The following is a 17,979-nucleotide window of genomic DNA, read 5'->3' as shown; positions in this document are numbered from 1 at the left end:
GGCAGGCGGGCAGGCGGGCAGGACGAGTGAACCGGGAAATAATCCCAGGTCAACCGCTATACGCCATGTGTATAGTCCCGGCATGCCTTCTCCGACCAAGAAGACGAGGAAAACGGGGATCCCGTTCCGTACGGCCGGGAGCGGTGTCGTCGCCGCCTGTCTGGCCCTGACCCTGGCCCTCGCCCTGACGGGCTGCGCCGGACTGGACACCACCGCGCCCAGCGCCGTGCGCGCCGAGCCCGCGCCCACCGCGCAGGCGGCCCGCTTCGGGACCGTCGACTGCCGCGAGGCCAAGTGCGTCGCGCTCACCTTCGACGCGGGCCCGAGCGAGAACTCCGCCCGCCTGCTCGACATCCTGAAGGAGAGACAGGTCCCGGCGACCTTCTTCCTCCTCGGCAGGCGGCACATCGAGAAGTACCCGCACCTCGTCACGCGCATGGCCGACGAGGGCCACGAGGTGGCCAGCCACACCTGGGACCACAGGATCCTCACGGAGCTGACACCGCGGGAGATACGCGAGGAACTGGAGCGCCCCAACGAGGAGATAGAGCGCCTCACCGGCCACCGGCCCACCCTGATGCGCCCGCCCCAGGGCCGTACCGACGACACCGTGCACGAGATCTGCCGGGAACTCGGCCTCGCGGAGGTGCTGTGGAGCGTGACCGCCAAGGACTACACGACGGAGGACCCCGAGCTGATACGGCGCCGGGTCCTCGACCGGACCGAGCGGGACGGCATCATCCTGCTGCACGACATCTACGCCGGGACCGTGCCCGCGGTGCCCGGGATCATCGACGCGCTGAAGGAGCGCGGTTACGTCTTCGTCACCGTGCCCCAACTCCTCGCGCCGGGGCGGGCGGAGGCCGGAAAGGTCTACCGCTGACCGCGCCGTTCGGGACGCGGCCGCGCACCCGTCCCGGGGCGAGGCCGATCGAGGCCGGCCGGGGTGGGTGGGCCGGACCGGGCCGGGGTGACCGGGCTGAGCCGGACCGAAGCGGGCCGGACGTGTGAGCCGTCGGCGGGCGTGCCGCCGCACCGGGGACTCCTTACGATCGCCGTGTGGCGACCTTCCAGTTCGAACGCACGGCACCGCTCCCCCTCGACGAGGCCTGGCGGCGGCTGACCGAGTGGACCCGGCACGGTGACGTGGTCCCGCTGACCCGCGTCACCGTGCTCACCCCCGGGCCGACCCGGGAGGGCACCGTGTTCGTGGCCCGCTCCGGTGTCGGACCGCTGGCCTTCGACGACCGCATGGAGGTCACCGCCTGGCGCCCGCCGGACGACGGCGGACCGGGTCGGTGCCGGCTGGAGAAACGCGGCCGTACGGTCCGGGGCTGGGCGGAGATCGAGGTCCGCCCCGGCCCCGGCGGCCGTACCCGGGTCGTCTGGCGCGAGGAGATCCGCTCGCCCCTCGCGCCGCCCTTCCTCGACCCGCTCGTGGGCCCCGTCGCCCGCGCCGTGTTCGGCCGGGCGGCCGGCCGCCTGCTGGGGCGGGCCTGACACGCCGTCACTGCGGCGGGTCTGACACGCCGTCGCCATGGCGGGCCTGACGCGCCGTCACCATAACGAGTCTGACACGCCGTCACCGCGACCGCGGCGCCCCGCCCGTCCCGTACGCCCCGCCGGGGAGCGCGCGCGGTGCGGACGGCCGCCCGCCGTGCCGCCGCGCGCCGCGAGGCCCCCTGGGCAGCCCCGGGGGGCCGTGACAGGGTGACGCCATGAGGGACGTGGACGTGCGGACGGACGAGGTCGAGGCGCTGGCGGCGGACGGGCTGCGGTGGCTGCTCGGGACCGCCCGGGAGGCCGGGGACGGGGGCCTGGCCTGGCCGGCCGTCCCGTCCGGCGCGGCGGTCGAGGCGGACCTGTACAGCGGGACGGCCGGGATCGTGCCGACGCTGCTGGAGGCACGGCGGCACTTCGGGGACGACGCCTACGGCGACGCCGCCCTGCGCGCGGCGCGCTTCCTGGTGACCGCCGCCGGGACGGGCGAGGACGACTCGCTGTACTTCGGCCGTACCGGCGTCGCCCTGGTCCTGCGCGCCGTGCACCGCGAGCTCGGCGACGGCGCGGCCGGGGCCGCCGCCGACCGGGCCCTGGCACGGGTGGGGTCGCGGTTCGACGGGACGCGCTGGGGCGAACTGTTCGAGCTGATGGGCGGCAACGCGGGCATCGGCCTCGGCGCGCTGGCGGCGGGCGACGCCGAACTGGCCGTCCGGGCGCTGGAACCGTACCTGCGGACGGCCGAGGAGACCGCGGCGGGCGTGCGGTGGGCGCACCGGCCCGGTGTGGAGGCGCGGCTGCACCACATCTCGCACGGCACGCTCGGGATCGTGTACGCGCTGGCCGCCGTCGGCCGGGCGACCGGCCGCGCGGACCTGGTGGAGCTGGCGCGGGCCGGAGCCGCGGACGTCGTGGCCCGCGACGGGACGGGCGGTACCGGTTTCCTGGTCCCGCACTCCGACCCGCAGTACCGGCCCGATCTCGTCGAGCGGTACAGCTACGGCTGGTGCCACGGCCCGGCCGGGGACGCCCAGGTCTTCCGGCTGCTGCGGGACTCCTCGGCCGAGCCCGTCTGGCGGGAGCTCGCCGACCGCTGCTGGCACACCGTCACGCGCTCCGGGCTGCCGAGCCGGCTGCGCCCCGGCTTCTGGGACAACAACGCCCGCTGCTGCGGCACGGCGGGGGTGCTGGCGCTGGCCTGCGACCGGATCGCGGAGCAGGACGACCCGCCCGGGTTCGCGCGGGTCCTGGTCGCCGACCTCGTGACCCGGGCGACCCGCGACGCCGACGGCGCCCGCTGGTCCAACGTCGAGCACCGGGCCGACCCGAGCGTCCTCGAACCGCGCACCGGCTGGGGCGCGGGCGGCGCGGGCATCGTGCGCGAGCTGCTGCGCTTCGTCCGGCTGAGCGAGTCGGGCGACCCGCACTACGCGTTCGCCTGGCCGGACCAGCCGGTGGTCCGCCGCACGGCGGCCCCGGCGGACCCTGCCCCGGCGACCACGGCCCCGGCGACCGCGGTCCCGGCGAGGACGACGGCGACGGCCCCGGCCCCGGCAGGGGCGGTGCGTCGGGCTCAGGCGACCGAGCCGATCCTCCCGGCCGGCGGCGACGGGGTGTCGTGATGGATCGGGGTGTGCGCCCCGGTCAGCGGGACGCCGCTGCCGCCGCGCCGTTCGGCGACGATCTCCGCGACGATCGACAGCGCGGTCTCCTCGGGCGTACGGGCGCCCAGGTCGAGCCCGACGGGTGAGCGCAGCCGGGCCAGCTCCAGCTCGGTGACGCCGGCCTCGCGCAGCCGCTCGTTGCGGTCGAGGTGGGTGCGGCGGGAGCCCATGGCGCCGACGTAGGCGACCGGCAGGCGCAGGGCGAGCCGCAGCAGCGGCACGTCGAACTTGGCGTCGTGGGTGAGGACGCACAGGACCGTCCGCGCGTCGACCTCCGTGCGCTCCAGGTACCGGTGCGGCCAGTCGACGACGATCTCGTCGGCCTCGGGGAAGCGGTCGCGGGTGGCGAACACCGGGCGGGCGTCGCACACCGTGACGCGGTAGCCGAGGAACCCGCCGATCCGCACCAGCGCCGAGGCGAAGTCGATCGCGCCGAAGACGATCATCCGCGGCGGCGGCACCGAGGCCTCGACGAGCACGGTGAGCGGGGCCCCGCAGCGGGAGCCCCGTTCGCCGACCTCCAGCGTGCCGGTGCGGCCCGCGTCGAGCAGGGCGCCGGCCTCGGCGGCCACCGTGCGGTCCAGTTCGGGGTGGGCGCCGAGGCCGCCGTCGTGGGAGCCGTCGGGGCGCACGAGCAGGGCGCGGCCGAGGAGTGCGGCCGGTCCGCGCACGACGCGGGCCAGCGCCACCGCCGTGCCGGACGCGGCGGCCCGCAGCCCGGCCGCGACGACCGGGCGGGCCGGGTCCTGGGCCCGCACCGGGGTGACGAGGACGTCGATGACGCCGCCGCAGGTCAGGCCGACGGCGAAGGCGTCGTCGTCGCTGTAGCCGAAGCGTTCGAGGACGGACTCGCCGTCGGCGAGGGCCTGCCGGCACAGCGCGTACACCGCGCCCTCCACACAGCCGCCGGAGACCGAGCCGATCGCCGTGCCGTCGGCGTCCACGGCGAGGGCGGCGCCCGGTCCGCGGGGTGCGCTGCCGCCGACGGCCACCACGGTGGCGACGGCGAAGTCACGGCCCTGCTCGACCCACCGGTCCAGCTCCTCGGCGATGTCCAGCATGTCTGGGTCTCCTTGACTGCGGTGGTGCGGAGGGACTGCGGTGGTGCGGGGGTCGGACCGGGTGCGGGCCGTGGCCGCCGGGCCGGCTCTCGACGTACTGAACCGGTGAGTACCCCGGGAGGGCCGCCCTCAGGCCCGGGGAGGACGGCCCGGGGAGGACGGCCCGGGACGGACGGGGCCCTGGGAGCGGACCGGGCTCCCCGGGGCCCCGCCGGTTCAGTCCGTGACGGGAGCCGCCGCGGTGAGGTGCTCGGGGCGGACCGGGGTCCGGTTCAGCTCCAGTCCGGTGGCGGCGCGGATCGCCGCGAGCACCGCCGGGGTCGAGGACAGGGTCGGGGCCTCGCCGATGCCGCGCAGCCCGTACGGGGCGTGGTCGTCGGCGAGTTCGAGGACGTCGACCGGGATGGTCGGGGTGTCGAGGATGGTCGGGATCAGGTAGTCGGTGAAGGAGGGGTTGCGCACCTTCGCGGTCCTCGGGTCGACGACGATCTCCTCCATCACCGCGATCCCCAGGCCCTGGACGGTGCCGCCCTGGATCTGGCCGAGGACGGAGAGCGGGTTGAGGGCCTTGCCGACGTCCTGGGCGCAGGCCAGTTCGACGACCTTCACCAGGCCCAGCTCGGTGTCGACCTCGACGACCGCGCGGTGGGCGGCGAAGGAGTACTGCACGTGGCCGAAGCCCTGGCCGGTGCGCGGGTCGAAGGGCTCGGTGGGCCGGTGCCGCCACTCCTCCTCGACCTCCACCGCCTCCTCGCCGAGGACGTCCACGAGGTCGGCGAGCACCTCGCCGCCGTCGGTGACGACCTTGCCGCCCTCCAGCAGGAGTCCGTCGCCGGCCCAGGCCGGGTGGTGGGAGCCGAACCTGCGGCGCCCGATCTCCAGCACCTTCTCGCGGACCCGCTCGCAGGAGTTCTTCACGGCGCCGCCGGTGACGTACGTCTGCCGTGAGGCGGAGGTCGAACCGGCGCTGCCCACCTGCGTGTCGGCGGGGTGGATGGTGACCTGCGCGACGCCCAGCTCGGTGCGGGCGATCTGCGCGTGCACGGTGACGCCGCCCTGGCCGACCTCCGCCATGGCGGTGTGCACGGTGGCCACCGGCTCCCCGCCGACGACCTCCATCCGCACCCGGGCGGTCGAGTAGTCGTCGAAGCCCTCGGAGAAACCGACGTTCTTGATGCCGACCGCGTAGCCGATGCCGCGGACGACGCCCTCGCCGTGCGTGGTGTTGGACAGTCCGCCGGGCAGCTGCCGTACGTCCGCGCCCTCGCTGGACTCCCACTGGCGTTCCGGCGGCAGCGGCATCGCCTTGACGCGGCGCAGGAGTTCGGCGACCGGGGCCGGGGAGTCGACGCGCTGGCCCGTGGGCATGACCGTGCCCTGTTCCATGGCGTTGAGCTGACGGAACTCCACCGGGTCCAGGCCCAGTTCCTCGGCCACCTTGTCCATCTGGGCCTCGTAGGCGAAGCAGGCCTGTACCGCGCCGAAGCCGCGCATCGCGCCGCACGGCGGGTTGTTGGTGTAGAGGGCGACGGCCTCGACGTCCACGTCGTCGACGGCGTAGGGGCCGACGCCGAGCGAGGCCGCGTTGCCGACGACGGCCGGGGAGGCGGAGGCGTACGCGCCGCCGTCGAGGACGATGCGGCACTTCACGTGGGTGAGCCTGCCGTCCCGGGTCGCGCCGTGCTCGTAGGACAGGCGGGCCGGGTGGCGGTGGACGTGGCCGAAGAAGGACTCGAAGCGGTTGTAGACGATCTTGACGGGTCTGCCGGTGCGCAGGGCCAGCAGGCAGGCGTGGATCTGCATGGACAGGTCCTCGCGGCCGCCGAACGCGCCGCCGACGCCGGCCAGGGTCATGCGGACCTTGTCCTCGGGCAGGCCGAGCACGGGCGCCATCTGGCGCAGGTCGGAGTGGAGCCACTGGGTGGCGATGTAGAGGTGGACGCCGCCGTCCTCCTCGGGGACGGCGAGGCCGGACTCGGGGCCGAGGAAGGCCTGGTCCTGCATGCCGAAGGTGTACTCGCCGCGGACGATCACGTCGGCCCGCGCGGCGGCCGCGGCCGCGTCGCCGCGGACGACGGGCTGGCGGTGGAGGACGTTGGGGTGGGGCACGTGGCCGAAGTGGTGGTCGGTGCGGTTCTCGTGGACGAGGACGGCGTCCGGGGCGGTCGCGGAGGCCTCGTCGGTGACGACGGGCAGCTCGCGGTACTCGACCCGGATCCTCGCGGCGGCGCGGCGGGCGGTCTCCGGGTGGTCGGCGGCGACGATCGCGACCGGTTCGCCGTGGTGGCGGACCTTGCCGTGGGCGAGGACGGGGGTGTCCTGGATCTCCAGACCGTAGTGGCGCACCCCGGTGGGCAGGTCGTCGTACGTCATGACGGCGTGGACGCCCGGTACGGCGAGGGCCTCGGCGGTGTCGATGGAGACGATCTCGGCGTGCGCGACGGTGGAGCGCAGGATCTGGCCCCAGAGCATGTCCTCGTGCCACAGGTCGGACGAGTAGGCGAACTCGCCGGTGACCTTGAGGACGCCGTCCGGGCGGAGCGTGGACTCGCCGACGCCGCCCCTGGTCCGCGCGCCCTGGGTGATCCTGGTGGGGGTGCCGCTGGGCGAGGACGTCGCGCGGTGGGAGGTGGTGGACATGGTCAGACCGCCTCCGACTGCCGGGCGGCCGCCAGGCGGACCGCGTCCATGATCTTCTCGTAGCCGGTGCAGCGGCACAGGTTGCCCGAGAGCGCCTCGCGGATGTCCGCGTCGGTCGGGTTCGGGTGGTGCTCCAGCAGCTCGTCGGCGGCGACCAGCAGTCCCGGCGTGCAGAAGCCGCACTGGACGGCGCCCGCGTCGATGAACGCCTGCTGGACCGGGGCGAGTTCACCGCTCTCGGCGGTGTGCGGGCCGGCGCCGCGGGCCTGCCGTGTCCCGGCCTCGTCGGGCTGCCGTGCGGCGGCCTCGTCGGGCGGGGTGCCGCCGCGTGCGCCGGCGGCGCGGGAGCGCTGCCCGGCGTACTCCGCGAGCCCTTCCACGGTGACGACCTCGCGGCCCTCGGCCTGGCCGGCGGCGACCAGGCAGGCACAGACCAGGAGGCCGTCCAGGCGGACGGTGCACGAGCCGCACTCGCCCTGTTCGCAGGCGTTCTTGGAGCCGGGCAGGCCGAGCCGCTCGCGCAGGACGTACAGGAGGGACTCGCCCTCCCACACGTCGTCGGCCTCCTGCAGACGTCCGTTGACGGTGAAGTTGACGCGCATCAGGCAGCGCCTCCCTTTCGGCGGGTGGTGCGGGCGGCGTCGCGGTACGACTCCCAGGTCCAGGTCAGGGTCCGGCGGGCCATGACGCCGACCGCGTGGCGGCGGTAGCCCGCGGTGCCGCGGACGTCGTCGATCGGGTTGCAGGCGGCGGCGCACAGGTCCGCGAACCGCTTGGCGAGCGACGGGGTGATGATCTTCCCGTTGTCCCAGAACCCGCCCTCCTCGAGCGCGGCGTTGAGGAACTCCTCCGCGGTCCGCGCCCGGACGGGGGTCGGGGCGGCCGAGCCGATCCCGGTGCGGACCGTACGGGTCTCGGGGTGCAGGGCCAGTCCGAAGGCGCACACGGCGATGACCATGGCGTTGCGGGTGCCGACCTTGGAGTACTGCTGGGGCCCGCCGGCCTTCTTGACGTGCACGGCGCGGATCAGCTCGTCGGGGGCGAGCGCGTTGCGCTTGACGCCGGTGTAGAAGTCGTCGACGGGGATGCGGCGGGAGCCGCGCACCGACTCGACCTCGACCTCGGCCCCGGCCGCGAGGAGGGCGGGGTGGGCGTCGCCGGCCGGGGAGGCGGTGCCGAGGTTGCCGCCGACGCCGCCGCGGTTGCGGATCTGCGGGGAGGCCACGGTGTGCGCGGCGAGGGCGAGGCCGGGCAGCTCGGACCGCAGGTTCTCCATGATCTTCGTGTAGGGGACGGAGGCTCCCAGCCGTACGGAGTCCCCGCCGGTCTCCCACTCGTACAGGTCGCCGATCCGGCCCAGGTCGAGGAGGTGGTCGGGCCGCCGGTGATCGAAGTTGATCTCGACCATCACGTCGGTGCCACCCGCGATCGGCACGGCGGCGGGATGCTCGGCCTTCGCGGCGAGCGCCTCCTGCCAGCTGGCGGGGCGAAGGAAGTCCATGACCGGCTCTCTTCGTGGTCTCGTGAATCGTGGTCTCGTGAGTTGTTCGATTCGAGCCGGATCGGATGCGGCGGTCGCGGCCCTTTCTTGTGCTGTTCACACGGATCGGGGCCAGTACACAGCGCCGTACTCCGCCCGGGTCAGTCACGGAAACCATGAAGGAGTTGGCTGGTCGGGGCGGTCATCTTGTAGATTCGTATGAACGGAGGCCATCGGTAACCTCCCGGTTTTCCCGGGGAAACGTGCGAAACGACCCGGCAATCCGAGAATGCCGCTCGTGCGGGTGCTCGGCGGGTGCTCGTGGAAGCCGGGAGCCCGTCGCCGGGACCCGCCCGGTCCCGTGCGGCCCCTCACCCTTCATCGTAGATTTCCGGACAAAGAACGGCGGCGACGAGAATGCGGCTGCGCGCACTGCTGGACACCGACGCGCTGGGCCTGCGGCTGCTCGGCGGCCAGGACGAACTGGACCGCACGGTACGCGGGGTCATGACCACCGACCTGCGCGACCCCAGCCGCTACCTCTCCGGCGGCGAGCTGGTGCTCACCGGGCTGGCCTGGCGCCGGGACGCCTCGGACTCCGAGCCGTTCGTACGGCTCCTGGTGCAGGCCCAGGTGGCCGCGCTCGCCGCCGGTGAGGCCGAGCTGGGCGACGTGCCCGAGGACCTGGTCCTGGCCTGCGCCCGGTACCGGCTGCCGCTGTTCGCGGTGCACGAGTCGGTGGCGTTCGCCACGATCACCGAGCACGTCGTGCGCCAGGTGTCCGGGGAGCGCGCCGGGGACCTCGCGGCGGTCGTCGACCGGCACCGCCGGATGATGACCTCGGGACCGGCGGGCGGCGGCCCGGACGTGGTCCTGGACCTGCTCGGCTCCGACCTGGACCTGCGCGCCTGGGTGCTGTCGCCCACGGGGCGGCTCGTCGCGGGCCCGAAGGCGGGACCGGGCCTGCCGGCCGAGGTGTGCGCGAAGCTGGCGGCGGAACACCTGGCGGCGGGCCGCACCGGCCGGCGGGGCCCGCACCGGGTGATCCTCGCCGGGACGACGTACTCGCTGTTCCCGGTGCGCGGCGGCGGACGGGCCGCGCGGGACACGCGCGGGACGGTGCTGTCGGACTGGCTGCTGGCCGTCGAGGCGGACGCCGGGGACTGGGCGGAGGAGCGGCTCGACCTGCTCCAGGGCGTCACCCAGCTCATCTCGGTCGAGCGGGACCGGCGGGAGGCGGCGCGCACGGTGCGCAGGCGGCTCGCCCAGGAGGTCCTCGAACTGGTCCGGACGGGCGCGGCACCCGCCGAGATAGCGGCCCGGCTGCGGGTGGCGGCGCCGGTGCTGCTGCCCGGCCTGGGGGCCGCGCCGCACTGGCAGGTCGTCGTGGCGCGCGTCGAGTGGGACGGCGGGGACGAGGCCGGCCCCGAGGGCGGTCCGGTCGCCCGGTCCCTCCTGGAGGAGATCCTCGTCGACCCGCACGCCACCGGCCCCGAGCCCTCCGACCGCATCGCCGTCGCCCACAGCGAGGACGAGGCCGTCGCCCTCGTCCCCCTCCCGGCGGTCGCCGGGGAGCACGACGGGCCGGAGTCCGGGGTCCTCGCCGACACCCTGCTGGCGTCCGTGCGGGAGCCGCTGGCCGCGGGCCTCGACGGGGACGGCCGGATCACGCTCGGCGTCAGCGCGGCGGTGCACTCGGCGGAGGGGCTGCGGGGCGCCCTGGAGGAAGCCCGGCACGCCCGCCGGGTGGCGGCGGCCCGCCCGGGCCGGGTGTGCGCGGCGGGCCACCAGGAGCTGGCCTCGCACGTCCTGCTGCTGCCCTTCGTCCCCGACGACGTGCGGCGGGCCTTCACCGCCCGCCTCCTGGACCCCCTGCGCGACTACGACCGGCGCCACCGCGCCGAGCTGATCCCGACGCTGGAGGCGTTCCTGGACTGCGACGGCTCCTGGACCCGCTGCGCGTCCCGGCTCCACCTGCACGTCAACACACTGCGCTACCGCGTCGGCCGTATCGAGCAGTTGACGGGCCGGGACCTCTCGCGCCTCGAGGACAAGCTGGACTTCTTCCTGGCCCTGCGGATGAGCTGAAACCCGTGGGGCGCCTGAGCCCCACGACTTTGTGAAAAGCTTCACCCGCCCCCTTGGCCCGGCCCGTCATTCGTGCTGAGATGCGCCCACCACTCGAAGCTCGACGGTGTGCTGGGCCTGCCCTTCGGATCAGGTCGTCGTGGGGGCGGCGCCTTGCCATGCCGGTGAGCGGGACCCGGTGCGCGTGCCGGGCCCCGTGGCCCCGAGCCGATCCGCAGGACAGGACCCCAGGGGAGGGCAACGTGGCGCATCCCGCCATGTCTGGCAATGGAACGACCGCTGGTGACGATCCCCTCCAGACCGCGGTGTGGCGGCTGCGCTCGCGGGCCTGCTGGGCCGACGCCGCGGCGTTACTGCCACCGGACAGCGCGGCGGGGGCGGTCCAGCGGGCCGCCCTCCTCGTGGAACGGTGCCTCTACACCGAGCAGGGCTGGCAGGACGCGGAGGACGCGCTGCGGACGGCCGAGGCCCTCGCCCACACCGACGAGGAACGGGGCGCCGCCGCTTGTGAACGAGGGCACTTGGCGTACACGGCCACGGTGCACGGGGTGCGTGACCGGGCCGACGAGGCGCGGGCCGCGCTCGGCCGGGCGGCCGCGCTGATCCCTCCGGACGCGGCGGGACGGCCCCTGCTGGACTTCCGGCGCGGGCTGCTCGCGGAGAACCTGGCCCGCTCCCCGCAGTCCGCGCGCGCCGCCTACCGGCGCGCGCACGCGGCCGCCGCGGCCCGCTCCGACGCCCTGCTGCTGTCCTTCACCTGGCGTCACCTGGCGGGCCTCGCCCTGCGCGACGGCGACACCGCCGAGGCCCGCCACGGGTTCGCCGAATCCCTGCGCATCCGCGAGGAGTTGGGCTACCTGGTGGGTACCGCCCCGGCCCTGGTCTCCCTGGCGGAGACGGAGACCGAACCGGAGGCGTCCCGGCTGCGCGAGGAGGCGCGGCGGCTGTTCCGGCTCCTGGGCGGCGTCCCGACGTGGCTGGCCCGCCACCTGACGCCCCCGGCGGCCACGGCGTAGGCGGGCCGCCTTTCCTCGGACCGGGGCCGGGAGAGGGCCGGGCCGGGCAAGGGCGTCCCGGACCGGCCGGCGAGAGGATCGGCTCCCCCGCGGCCACGGCCGGCCCGGAGCACCCCGGGCGGAGAACCACAGAGGCGTACCGCCCTGCGGAGCAGGGGAATCGGCGACGCCCCGACCTCCCGCGCGGGACCGCGACACCCCGGACACGGGGCCGCGGAGGCGAGCTGGCCGGGCCCGGCGGGAGGAGTGGCCCCCCGGCGGCCACGGGACGGTGCGGAGCACCCCGGCCCCGGAGCCACAGGGGCGTACCGCCCTGCGGAGGAAGGAGATCGGCGACGCCCCGACCTCCCGCGCGGGACCGCCACACCCCGGACACGGGGCCGCGGAGGCGGTCGGACACGGGGCCGCGGAGGCGAGCCGGGCATGGCGGGAGGAGTGGCTCCCGCCGGCCACGGGGCCGGGACAGAGGGGCCGGATCAGGTGTCAGGTGGCCCGGACCCGAGGGTCCGGACCGAGGCGTGCGCGCGACGCCGTCGCCCTCGGTCCGGACCCGGCGGGAGGCCGCGGCCGACGGGGAGGGGCGGGGCGGGTGGCCCTCAGCGCGATCCCGTGAAGTGCTCCCGCACCAGTGCCTGCACCACGTCCACGTCCCTCGCCCCCAGCGCCTCCAGCAGCGTCAGGTGCTCCGCCGCGTCGGCCACCAGGTCGGCCCGGCCGCGCGAGACGGGTCCGCCCACCAGCGGCCACTGCGAGCGGCGGTGCAGGTCGTCGGCGACGGAGACCAGCTGTTCGTTGCCGCTCAGACCGAGGACCGCCCGGTGGAAGGCGCGGTCGGACTCGGCGTACGTGGCGCGGCAGCCGGAGGCGGCGGCCCGCACGGTCGCCTCCGCGAGGGGGCGCAGCTCCGCCCAGCGCGCGGCGGGGACCGTGCGGGCGAGCCGCAGCATCACGGGGACCTCGATCAGGGCCCGCACCTCGGCCAGCTCGGCCAGTTCCCGCGTGCCGCGCACGACCACCCGGAACCCCCGGTTGGGCACGACCTCGACGGCGCCCTCCAGGGCGAGCTGCTGCATGGCCTCGCGGACCGGCGTCGCGGAGACCCCGAAGCGCTCGCCGAGGGCGGGTGCCGAGTACACCTCGCCGGGTGTCAGCTCCCCGGCGACGAGCGCGGTGCGCAGGGCGTCGAGGACCTGCCCGCGGACGGAGGACCGCTGGACGAGGGTGCGGGGACGCCCGAGGGGGGCCTCGCCGTGCGTGTGCTCACCGCGGACGGCCCCGGCGTCGCCGCCCGGTCCGGGGCCGGCGGGGCCGGACACCGGGCCGTCGCCGAAGGGGGCCGTCGCCCCCCGGTCCCGGTCCGCGGCGCGCGGCTGCGCGGGAATCCGCGGCCCCCCGTCGGGAATCCCCGTGCCGGCAAAGCCCTGCGCGCTCCGCTCCACCGGTTCTCCTCCGGGTCTGTAGGTACTTGGGGTCATTACGGCCGGTTGTTACTCGTCCGTCAAGCACCTTAGGGGGTACGGGCCGCCGGTTCACATCCCGGCCGAGTTGGGTAAGGTAAGGCTTACCTCGCCCTCGTCGCTGGATCGGTGGTACCGGTATGCCCTCACACCCGTCGGTCGTGACGGACGCGTACGCGCGTCTCACCGAGGCCTGCCCCAGCCTCGTCATCGGGGAGCTGGCGTCCGACGAGCCCGCCCCGCGCGGCGGCGGCTGGGTGTCGGCGGCCGCGCTGGCGGAGGGCGGCGCGGAGCTGGACGCCTTCCTGGCCTGGGACGACGCCCAGGTGGCGCGCGACTACGGGCAGCAGGCCCGCCCCGACGTCGTGGCGAGCTTCGGACTGCACCGGTACGCCTGGCCGGCCTGCCTGCTGATCACCGTCCCCTGGTTCCTGCACCGCCGGGTCCCCCGCCTCCCGGTGACCCACGTCTCGTACGACCGCACCGGCGCCGGGATGCGGATGGCGGTCCGCGAGCCCGTCTCGTTCGCCTGCCTGCCGGACGACCCGGCGGCGGTCCTGCCCGGCGCCCGGGTGGTCCGGGACGAGGAGGCCCTGCGCGCGGAGGTGCGGGCCGCCGTCGCCGAGCACCACGAGCCCGTGCTGGCCGGTTTCGGTCCGCGCACCCGGCGGCGCGGGCGCGCCCTGTGGGGCATGGTCACGGACGAGATCGTCGAGGGCCTCTGGTACGTCGCCGGCCTGTTCGGCGAGGCCGAGGGCGAACGGGCCCGCCACGAACTGGAGCTGCTGCTGCCGGGCGCGACCCGGCCGTACGTCGGTTCGGCGGCCTTCCGGGAACTGACCGGACCGGACGGGAAGCCGCTGCCCACCCGGGACCGGGCGAGCTGCTGCATGTTCTACACGGTGCGCCCCGAGGACACCTGCGCCACCTGCCCGCGCACCTGCGACGCGGACCGGGTCGGCAAACTCACCGCACTGGCCGCGAGTTGACCCTCCCTCAGGTCGGTCCGGCACCGCGCGTCCCTTAGGATCACTCGAACAAGACCCCCCGCCCTGCCACGGGTGCTTCACCATTCCCTCACCCGACACGGGAACTTTCCGTGGAACCACCCGTACGGGTAGTCTTATTCGAACTCAACTCCCGCCCCTCAAGCGGCAGTTCGAGCAGAACGTCGCCCTGGGCATCCCCTTGCACCTCCTTGGCGGCCTCTTGCCCCGAAACCCCCTGAGGGACGGCGGGGTTGCGCCACTATGGCGGGCGTTACGCCCTATCCCAATGCAAGGGACCCCAGATGAGACTGACCGACATATCGCTGAACTGGCTGCTTCCGGGCGCCGTGCTGCTCCTGGGCATGCTGGCGGCGGTTGCGGTGCTCGCGCGCGGAAAGCGCTCCTCGGGGGAGAACACGAGCGACGACTCGTGGGAGCGCAGCGAAGAGCGACGCAGGCGCAAGGAGGCCATCTACGGCACCGCCTCCTACGTCCTGCTGTTCTGCTGCGCGGCGGTGGCCGCCGCGCTCTCCTTCCACGGACTGGTCGGCTTCGGCCGGCAGAACCTGAACCTGACCGGCGGCTGGGAGTACCTCGTGCCGTTCGGCCTGGACGGGGCGGCGATGTTCTGCTCCGTGCTCGCCGTGCGCGAGGCCAGCCACGGTGACGCGGCCCTCGGTTCGCGGATACTCGTGTGGACGTTCGCGGGTGCCGCGGCCTGGTTCAACTGGGTGCACGCTCCCCGTGGTTTCGGCCACGACGGCGCACCGCAGTTCTTCTCCGGCATGTCCCTGTCCGCGGCCGTCCTGTTCGACCGGGCGCTGAAGCAGACCCGCCGGGCCGCACTGCGCGAGCAGGGTCTGGTGCCGCGTCCGCTGCCGCAGATCCGTGTCGTGCGCTGGCTGCGGGCCCCCCGTGAGACGTACAGGGCGTGGTCGCTGATGCTCCTCGAGAACGTGCGCAGTCTGGACGAGGCCGTCGACGAGGTGCGTGAGGACAAGCGGCAGAAGGAGACGGCGCGCCTGCGCCGCCGCGAGCAGGACCGCGTGGAGCGCGCCCAGCTCAAGGCGATCAGCCGCGGACACCGCGGCTTCCCCGGCCGTGGTGGCCGCCGGCTGGAGGCCCAGGCCTCCTTGGAGCGGGCCGGTGAGCGTGCGCCCGCGGAGCCTGCCATAGCGGCGAGCTCGCCGGAACAGCTGCCCGTGCGTACGCGTCCCTCCCTCCAGCCCGTCCGCCAGAGCACTGACCCGATCACCGTCGACCTCACCGCGGAGGACGACACGATGGCCCTGCCGCGTCTGGACTCCCTGGAGCGCAAGCTCAAGGACCTGGAGAAGCAGTTCGGCTGACACATCGTCATGGGAAGGGGGCGCGACCGTCGAGGTCGCGCCCCCTTCCCGTGTTCCCGGCCGCGTGGGCCCGGCCCGGTGTGTTCGGCCCGGCATGTCCAGCCGCGTGCGCTCGGCCCCGCGGACCCGGTCCCGGCGGTCCGTCGTCCGGTTCAGGCCGCTCCGGCGCCCAGTTCGAACCAGACCACCTTGCCGATGCCGTACGTCCGCACGCCCCACGCGTCCGCGAGGGACTGCACCAGGACCAGGCCCCGGCCGTGCGTGGCCTCGTCGGGGTCCCGCGGCCGCGGCCGCGGCCGGCCGGCCGTGAAATCGCGTACCTCCACCCGCAGGCCACCCGGTCCGACGGTCGCCGTGAACACCGCGTCCCGGTCGGTGTGGACGAGCGCGTTGGTGACGAGTTCGCTGGTGAGCAGTTCCGCGGTCTCCGACTGTCCGGGCCTCCCCCAGTGCCGCAGCAGTTCGCGCAGTGCCCGGCGCGTCTCGGGCACGGCCCGTAAGTCCGCCCGTCCGAGCCTGCGCCGGAGCTGGGACGTGCGCCCCCGCCCCGCGCTATCGGGCGCCGTGGCCTTCCCTGTCCGCTTCCTCTCCGAGGTGTCCGCGATCACGGTCGAACCGCTGCCTCGTGCCTGCCTCTTCATGACCCCCGCCCGCGTGCCGATGTCGGTTCCCCTCCTGCTCGAACACGTTCACGGGATGCTTGCCCCTGTGGACGGCGGGCCAGTCATGCCGGATCGGCGACGACCGGGTGTTCGGCCACGTCCCGGCGGGCCCGGCGCCTCCCCCGGCGGGTGGCAGGGGGACCCGCCCCGCCACCCGCGCGTGAAGTTGGCCGAAATCGCCTCTACTCGACGTGCCCGATCCGTGGCCCCGGGGGCCGTGCCGCGCGCGGTTCCCCGCCGCCGGCGCCGGGCGGCGGCCTCAGGGCCGCGGGACGTTGCGCAGGTTGGAGCGGGCCATCTGGAGCATGCGTCCGACGCCGCCGTCCAGCACCATCTTCGAGGCGGACAGGGCGAACCCGGTCACCATCTCGGCCTTGATCTTCGGCGGGATGGACAGCGCGTTGGGGTCGGTGACGATGTCGACGAGGGCCGGACCCTTGTGCCGGAAGGCGGTCTTGAGGGCGCCCGCGACGTCCTTGGGCTTCTCCACCCGCACGCCGTGGGCGCCGCAGGCGCGGGCGACGGCGGCGAAGTCCGGGTTCTTGTTGGTGGTGCCGTACGAGGGCAGCCCGGCTACCAGCATCTCCAGATCGACCATGCCGAGGGAGGAGTTGTTGAAGAGGACGACCTTCACCGGCAGGTCGTGCTGGACGAGGGTGAGGAAGTCGCCCATCAGCATGGCGAACCCGCCGTCGCCCGACATCGACACGACCTGCCGCCGCCGGTCGGTGAGCTGGGCGCCGATGGCCATGGGGAGCGCGTTGGCCATCGAGCCGTGCGAGAAGGAACCGATCACGCGACGGCGGCCGTTGGGCGTGATGTAACGGGCCGCCCAGACGTTGCACATACCGGTGTCGACGGTGAAGACGGCGTCGTCGTCGGCGAGTTCGTCGAGGACGGCCGCCACGTACTCGGGGTGGACGGGGACGTGCTTCTCCACCTTGCGGGTGTACGCCTTCACCACCCCTTCGAGCGCGTCGGCGTGCTTCTTCAGCATCTTGTCGAGGAAGCGCCGGTTCTTCTTCTCCCGCACCCGCGGGATCAGACAGCGCAGGGTCTCCCGCACGTCGCCCCACACGGCCAGGTCCAGCTTGGAGCGCCGGCCGAGGTGCTCGGGCCGCACGTCCACCTGAACGATCTTGACGTCGTCGGGCAGGAAGGCGTTGTACGGGAAGTCGGTCCCGAGCAGGATCAGCAGGTCGCACTCGTGGGTGGCTTCGTAGGCGGCGCCGTACCCGAGGAGCCCGCTCATCCCGACGTCGAACTTGTTGTCGTACTGGATCCACTCCTTTCCCCGCAGCGCGTGGCCGATCGGCGACTTGACCTTCTCCGCCAGCTCCATCACCTCGGCGTGGGCGCCCGCCGTGCCGCTGCCGCAGAACAGGGTGACCTTGTCGGCCGCGTCGATCAGCCGGACGAGCTCGTCGATCTCGGCGTCGCCCGGGCGGACCGTGGGCCGGGAGGTCACGAGCGCGGTCTCCGCCGCCTTCTCGGGCGCCGGTTCGGCGGCGATGTCACCGGGGAGGGAGACGACGCTGACGCCGCGGCGCCCGACGGCGTGCTGGATGGCCGTGTGGAGCAGCCGGGGCATCTGCTTCGGGCTGGAGATCAGCTCGCTGTAGTGGCTGCACTCCTGGAAGAGGCGGTCGGGGTGGGTCTCCTGGAAGTAGCCCAGGCCGATCTCACTGGAGGGGATCTGGGAGGCGAGCGCGAGGACCGGCGCCATGGAGCGGTGGGCGTCGTACAAGCCGTTGATCAGATGCAGGTTGCCGGGCCCGCAGGACCCGGCGCACGCGGTCAGCTTGCCCGTGATCTGCGCCTCCGCGCCGGCGGCGAACGCGGCGGTCTCCTCGTGGCGCACGTGCACCCAGTCGATGGCGGGGTTGCGGCGCACGGCGTCGACCACGGGGTTGAGGCTGTCGCCGACGACGCCGTAGAGGCGTTCCACTCCGGCGCGGACGAGGATGTCGACGAACTGTTCGGCGACGTTCTGTTTGGCCATGATGCTCATCTGCCCCTTCGGTCTCCGTCGATCCTTCGGATTCCTCCGGTTCCATCAATCCACAGCCGACC

At 74.4% G+C, this 17,979-nt stretch carries 14 protein-coding genes; 7 read left to right on the top strand and 7 right to left on the bottom strand.

Annotation, left to right across the window (positions count from 1 at the left end):
* Positions 1-82 precede the first annotated feature (82 nt).
* From ACZ5FU_RS06900 to ACZ5FU_RS06890, 3 genes are all read left to right on the top strand, one after another.
* Complete coding sequence (locus ACZ5FU_RS06900) at positions 83-883, top strand: polysaccharide deacetylase family protein (protein WP_469044965.1); 801 nt, start codon at positions 83-85, stop codon at positions 881-883.
* A gap of 176 nt (positions 884-1,059) precedes the next feature.
* The gene (locus tag ACZ5FU_RS06895) at positions 1,060-1,500 is read left to right on the top strand and encodes an SRPBCC family protein (RefSeq protein ID WP_468645087.1); all 441 of its coding nucleotides are present in this window, start codon (positions 1,060-1,062) and stop codon (positions 1,498-1,500) included.
* Positions 1,501-1,718: 218 nt separating this feature from the next.
* Positions 1,719-3,122 carry a lanthionine synthetase LanC family protein gene (locus ACZ5FU_RS06890; protein WP_468645085.1) on the top strand — a complete coding sequence of 468 codons (1,404 nt, stop codon included), beginning with the start codon at positions 1,719-1,721 and terminating at the stop codon, positions 3,120-3,122.
* Here ACZ5FU_RS06890 and ACZ5FU_RS06885 read toward each other — a convergent pair.
* The 4 genes from ACZ5FU_RS06885 to ACZ5FU_RS06870 all read right to left on the bottom strand — a co-directional run bounded on the left by ACZ5FU_RS06885 (position 3,074) and on the right by ACZ5FU_RS06870 (position 8,366).
* Positions 3,074-4,225: an XdhC family protein gene (locus tag ACZ5FU_RS06885; RefSeq protein ID WP_451529862.1), complete on the bottom strand. Its 1,152-nt coding sequence runs from the start codon at positions 4,223-4,225 to the stop codon at positions 3,074-3,076. The two genes, ACZ5FU_RS06890 and ACZ5FU_RS06885, sit on opposite strands and share 49 nt — an antisense overlap.
* A gap of 216 nt (positions 4,226-4,441) precedes the next feature.
* On the bottom strand, positions 4,442-6,865 hold the full coding sequence (locus tag ACZ5FU_RS06880; RefSeq protein ID WP_469044931.1) for a xanthine dehydrogenase family protein molybdopterin-binding subunit: 2,424 nt from the start codon (positions 6,863-6,865) through the stop codon (positions 4,442-4,444).
* Between the two features lie 2 nt (positions 6,866-6,867).
* Complete coding sequence (locus ACZ5FU_RS06875; RefSeq protein WP_469044929.1) at positions 6,868-7,467, bottom strand: (2Fe-2S)-binding protein; 600 nt, start codon at positions 7,465-7,467, stop codon at positions 6,868-6,870.
* Positions 7,467-8,366 (bottom strand): FAD binding domain-containing protein, encoded by a 900-nt coding sequence (locus ACZ5FU_RS06870; protein WP_451529859.1) that lies wholly within the window; start codon positions 8,364-8,366, stop codon positions 7,467-7,469. Before ACZ5FU_RS06870 ends, ACZ5FU_RS06875 begins: the two co-directional genes overlap by 1 nt.
* A gap of 396 nt (positions 8,367-8,762) precedes the next feature.
* Here ACZ5FU_RS06870 and ACZ5FU_RS06865 point away from each other — a divergent pair, with 396 nt between their 5' ends.
* The gene (locus tag ACZ5FU_RS06865; RefSeq protein ID WP_451529858.1) at positions 8,763-10,433 is read left to right on the top strand and encodes a PucR family transcriptional regulator; all 1,671 of its coding nucleotides are present in this window, start codon (positions 8,763-8,765) and stop codon (positions 10,431-10,433) included.
* Positions 10,434-10,690: 257 nt separating this feature from the next.
* Positions 10,691-11,449, top strand: a complete 759-nt coding sequence (locus ACZ5FU_RS06860; protein WP_451776919.1) for a hypothetical protein — start codon at positions 10,691-10,693, stop codon at positions 11,447-11,449.
* A 596-nt stretch (positions 11,450-12,045) separates the two neighbouring features.
* Here the strand turns inward: ACZ5FU_RS06860 and ACZ5FU_RS06855 are convergent.
* On the bottom strand, positions 12,046-12,888 hold the full coding sequence (locus ACZ5FU_RS06855; RefSeq protein WP_468834534.1) for a GntR family transcriptional regulator: 843 nt from the start codon (positions 12,886-12,888) through the stop codon (positions 12,046-12,048).
* Between the two features lie 158 nt (positions 12,889-13,046).
* Between ACZ5FU_RS06855 and ACZ5FU_RS06850 the strand changes: the two genes are divergently transcribed.
* Both ACZ5FU_RS06850 and ACZ5FU_RS06845 read left to right on the top strand, forming a co-directional pair.
* Positions 13,047-13,895 carry a (2Fe-2S)-binding protein gene (locus tag ACZ5FU_RS06850; protein WP_469044927.1) on the top strand — a complete coding sequence of 283 codons (849 nt, stop codon included), beginning with the start codon at positions 13,047-13,049 and terminating at the stop codon, positions 13,893-13,895.
* Between the two features lie 302 nt (positions 13,896-14,197).
* Positions 14,198-15,244: a DUF2637 domain-containing protein gene (locus tag ACZ5FU_RS06845; protein ID WP_451529854.1), complete on the top strand. Its 1,047-nt coding sequence runs from the start codon at positions 14,198-14,200 to the stop codon at positions 15,242-15,244.
* A gap of 152 nt (positions 15,245-15,396) precedes the next feature.
* On the opposite strand, the gene ACZ5FU_RS06840 is transcribed toward ACZ5FU_RS06845, so the two are convergent.
* Both ACZ5FU_RS06840 and ACZ5FU_RS06835 read right to left on the bottom strand, forming a co-directional pair.
* Positions 15,397-15,885, bottom strand: a complete 489-nt coding sequence (locus tag ACZ5FU_RS06840) for an ATP-binding protein (protein ID WP_469044925.1) — start codon at positions 15,883-15,885, stop codon at positions 15,397-15,399.
* A gap of 280 nt (positions 15,886-16,165) precedes the next feature.
* Positions 16,166-17,908 carry a pyruvate dehydrogenase gene (locus ACZ5FU_RS06835; protein WP_451776924.1) on the bottom strand — a complete coding sequence of 581 codons (1,743 nt, stop codon included), beginning with the start codon at positions 17,906-17,908 and terminating at the stop codon, positions 16,166-16,168.
* Positions 17,909-17,979 lie beyond the last annotated feature (71 nt).

It is taken from the genome of Streptomyces sp. NPDC031554 (assembly GCF_055580685.1).
The sequence above is the reverse complement of the archived record's forward strand: the minus strand, read 5'-3'. Positions and strand labels throughout refer to the sequence as shown.

Coding starts and splice junctions, on each gene's coding strand:
- ACZ5FU_RS06900 (WP_469044965.1), top strand. CDS start 83: ATGCCTTCTCCGACCAAGAAGACGAGGAAAACGGGGATCCCGTTCCGT.
- ACZ5FU_RS06890 (WP_468645085.1), top strand. CDS start 1,719: ATGAGGGACGTGGACGTGCGGACGGACGAGGTCGAGGCGCTGGCGGCG.
- ACZ5FU_RS06885 (WP_451529862.1), bottom strand. CDS start 4,225: ATGCTGGACATCGCCGAGGAGCTGGACCGGTGGGTCGAGCAGGGCCGT.
- ACZ5FU_RS06880 (WP_469044931.1), bottom strand. CDS start 6,865: ATGTCCACCACCTCCCACCGCGCGACGTCCTCGCCCAGCGGCACCCCC.
- ACZ5FU_RS06875 (WP_469044929.1), bottom strand. CDS start 7,467: ATGCGCGTCAACTTCACCGTCAACGGACGTCTGCAGGAGGCCGACGAC.
- ACZ5FU_RS06870 (WP_451529859.1), bottom strand. CDS start 8,366: ATGGACTTCCTTCGCCCCGCCAGCTGGCAGGAGGCGCTCGCCGCGAAG.
- ACZ5FU_RS06865 (WP_451529858.1), top strand. CDS start 8,763: ATGCGGCTGCGCGCACTGCTGGACACCGACGCGCTGGGCCTGCGGCTG.
- ACZ5FU_RS06860 (WP_451776919.1), top strand. CDS start 10,691: ATGTCTGGCAATGGAACGACCGCTGGTGACGATCCCCTCCAGACCGCG.
- ACZ5FU_RS06850 (WP_469044927.1), top strand. CDS start 13,047: ATGCCCTCACACCCGTCGGTCGTGACGGACGCGTACGCGCGTCTCACC.
- ACZ5FU_RS06845 (WP_451529854.1), top strand. CDS start 14,198: ATGAGACTGACCGACATATCGCTGAACTGGCTGCTTCCGGGCGCCGTG.
- ACZ5FU_RS06840 (WP_469044925.1), bottom strand. CDS start 15,885: ATGAAGAGGCAGGCACGAGGCAGCGGTTCGACCGTGATCGCGGACACC.
- ACZ5FU_RS06835 (WP_451776924.1), bottom strand. CDS start 17,908: ATGGCCAAACAGAACGTCGCCGAACAGTTCGTCGACATCCTCGTCCGC.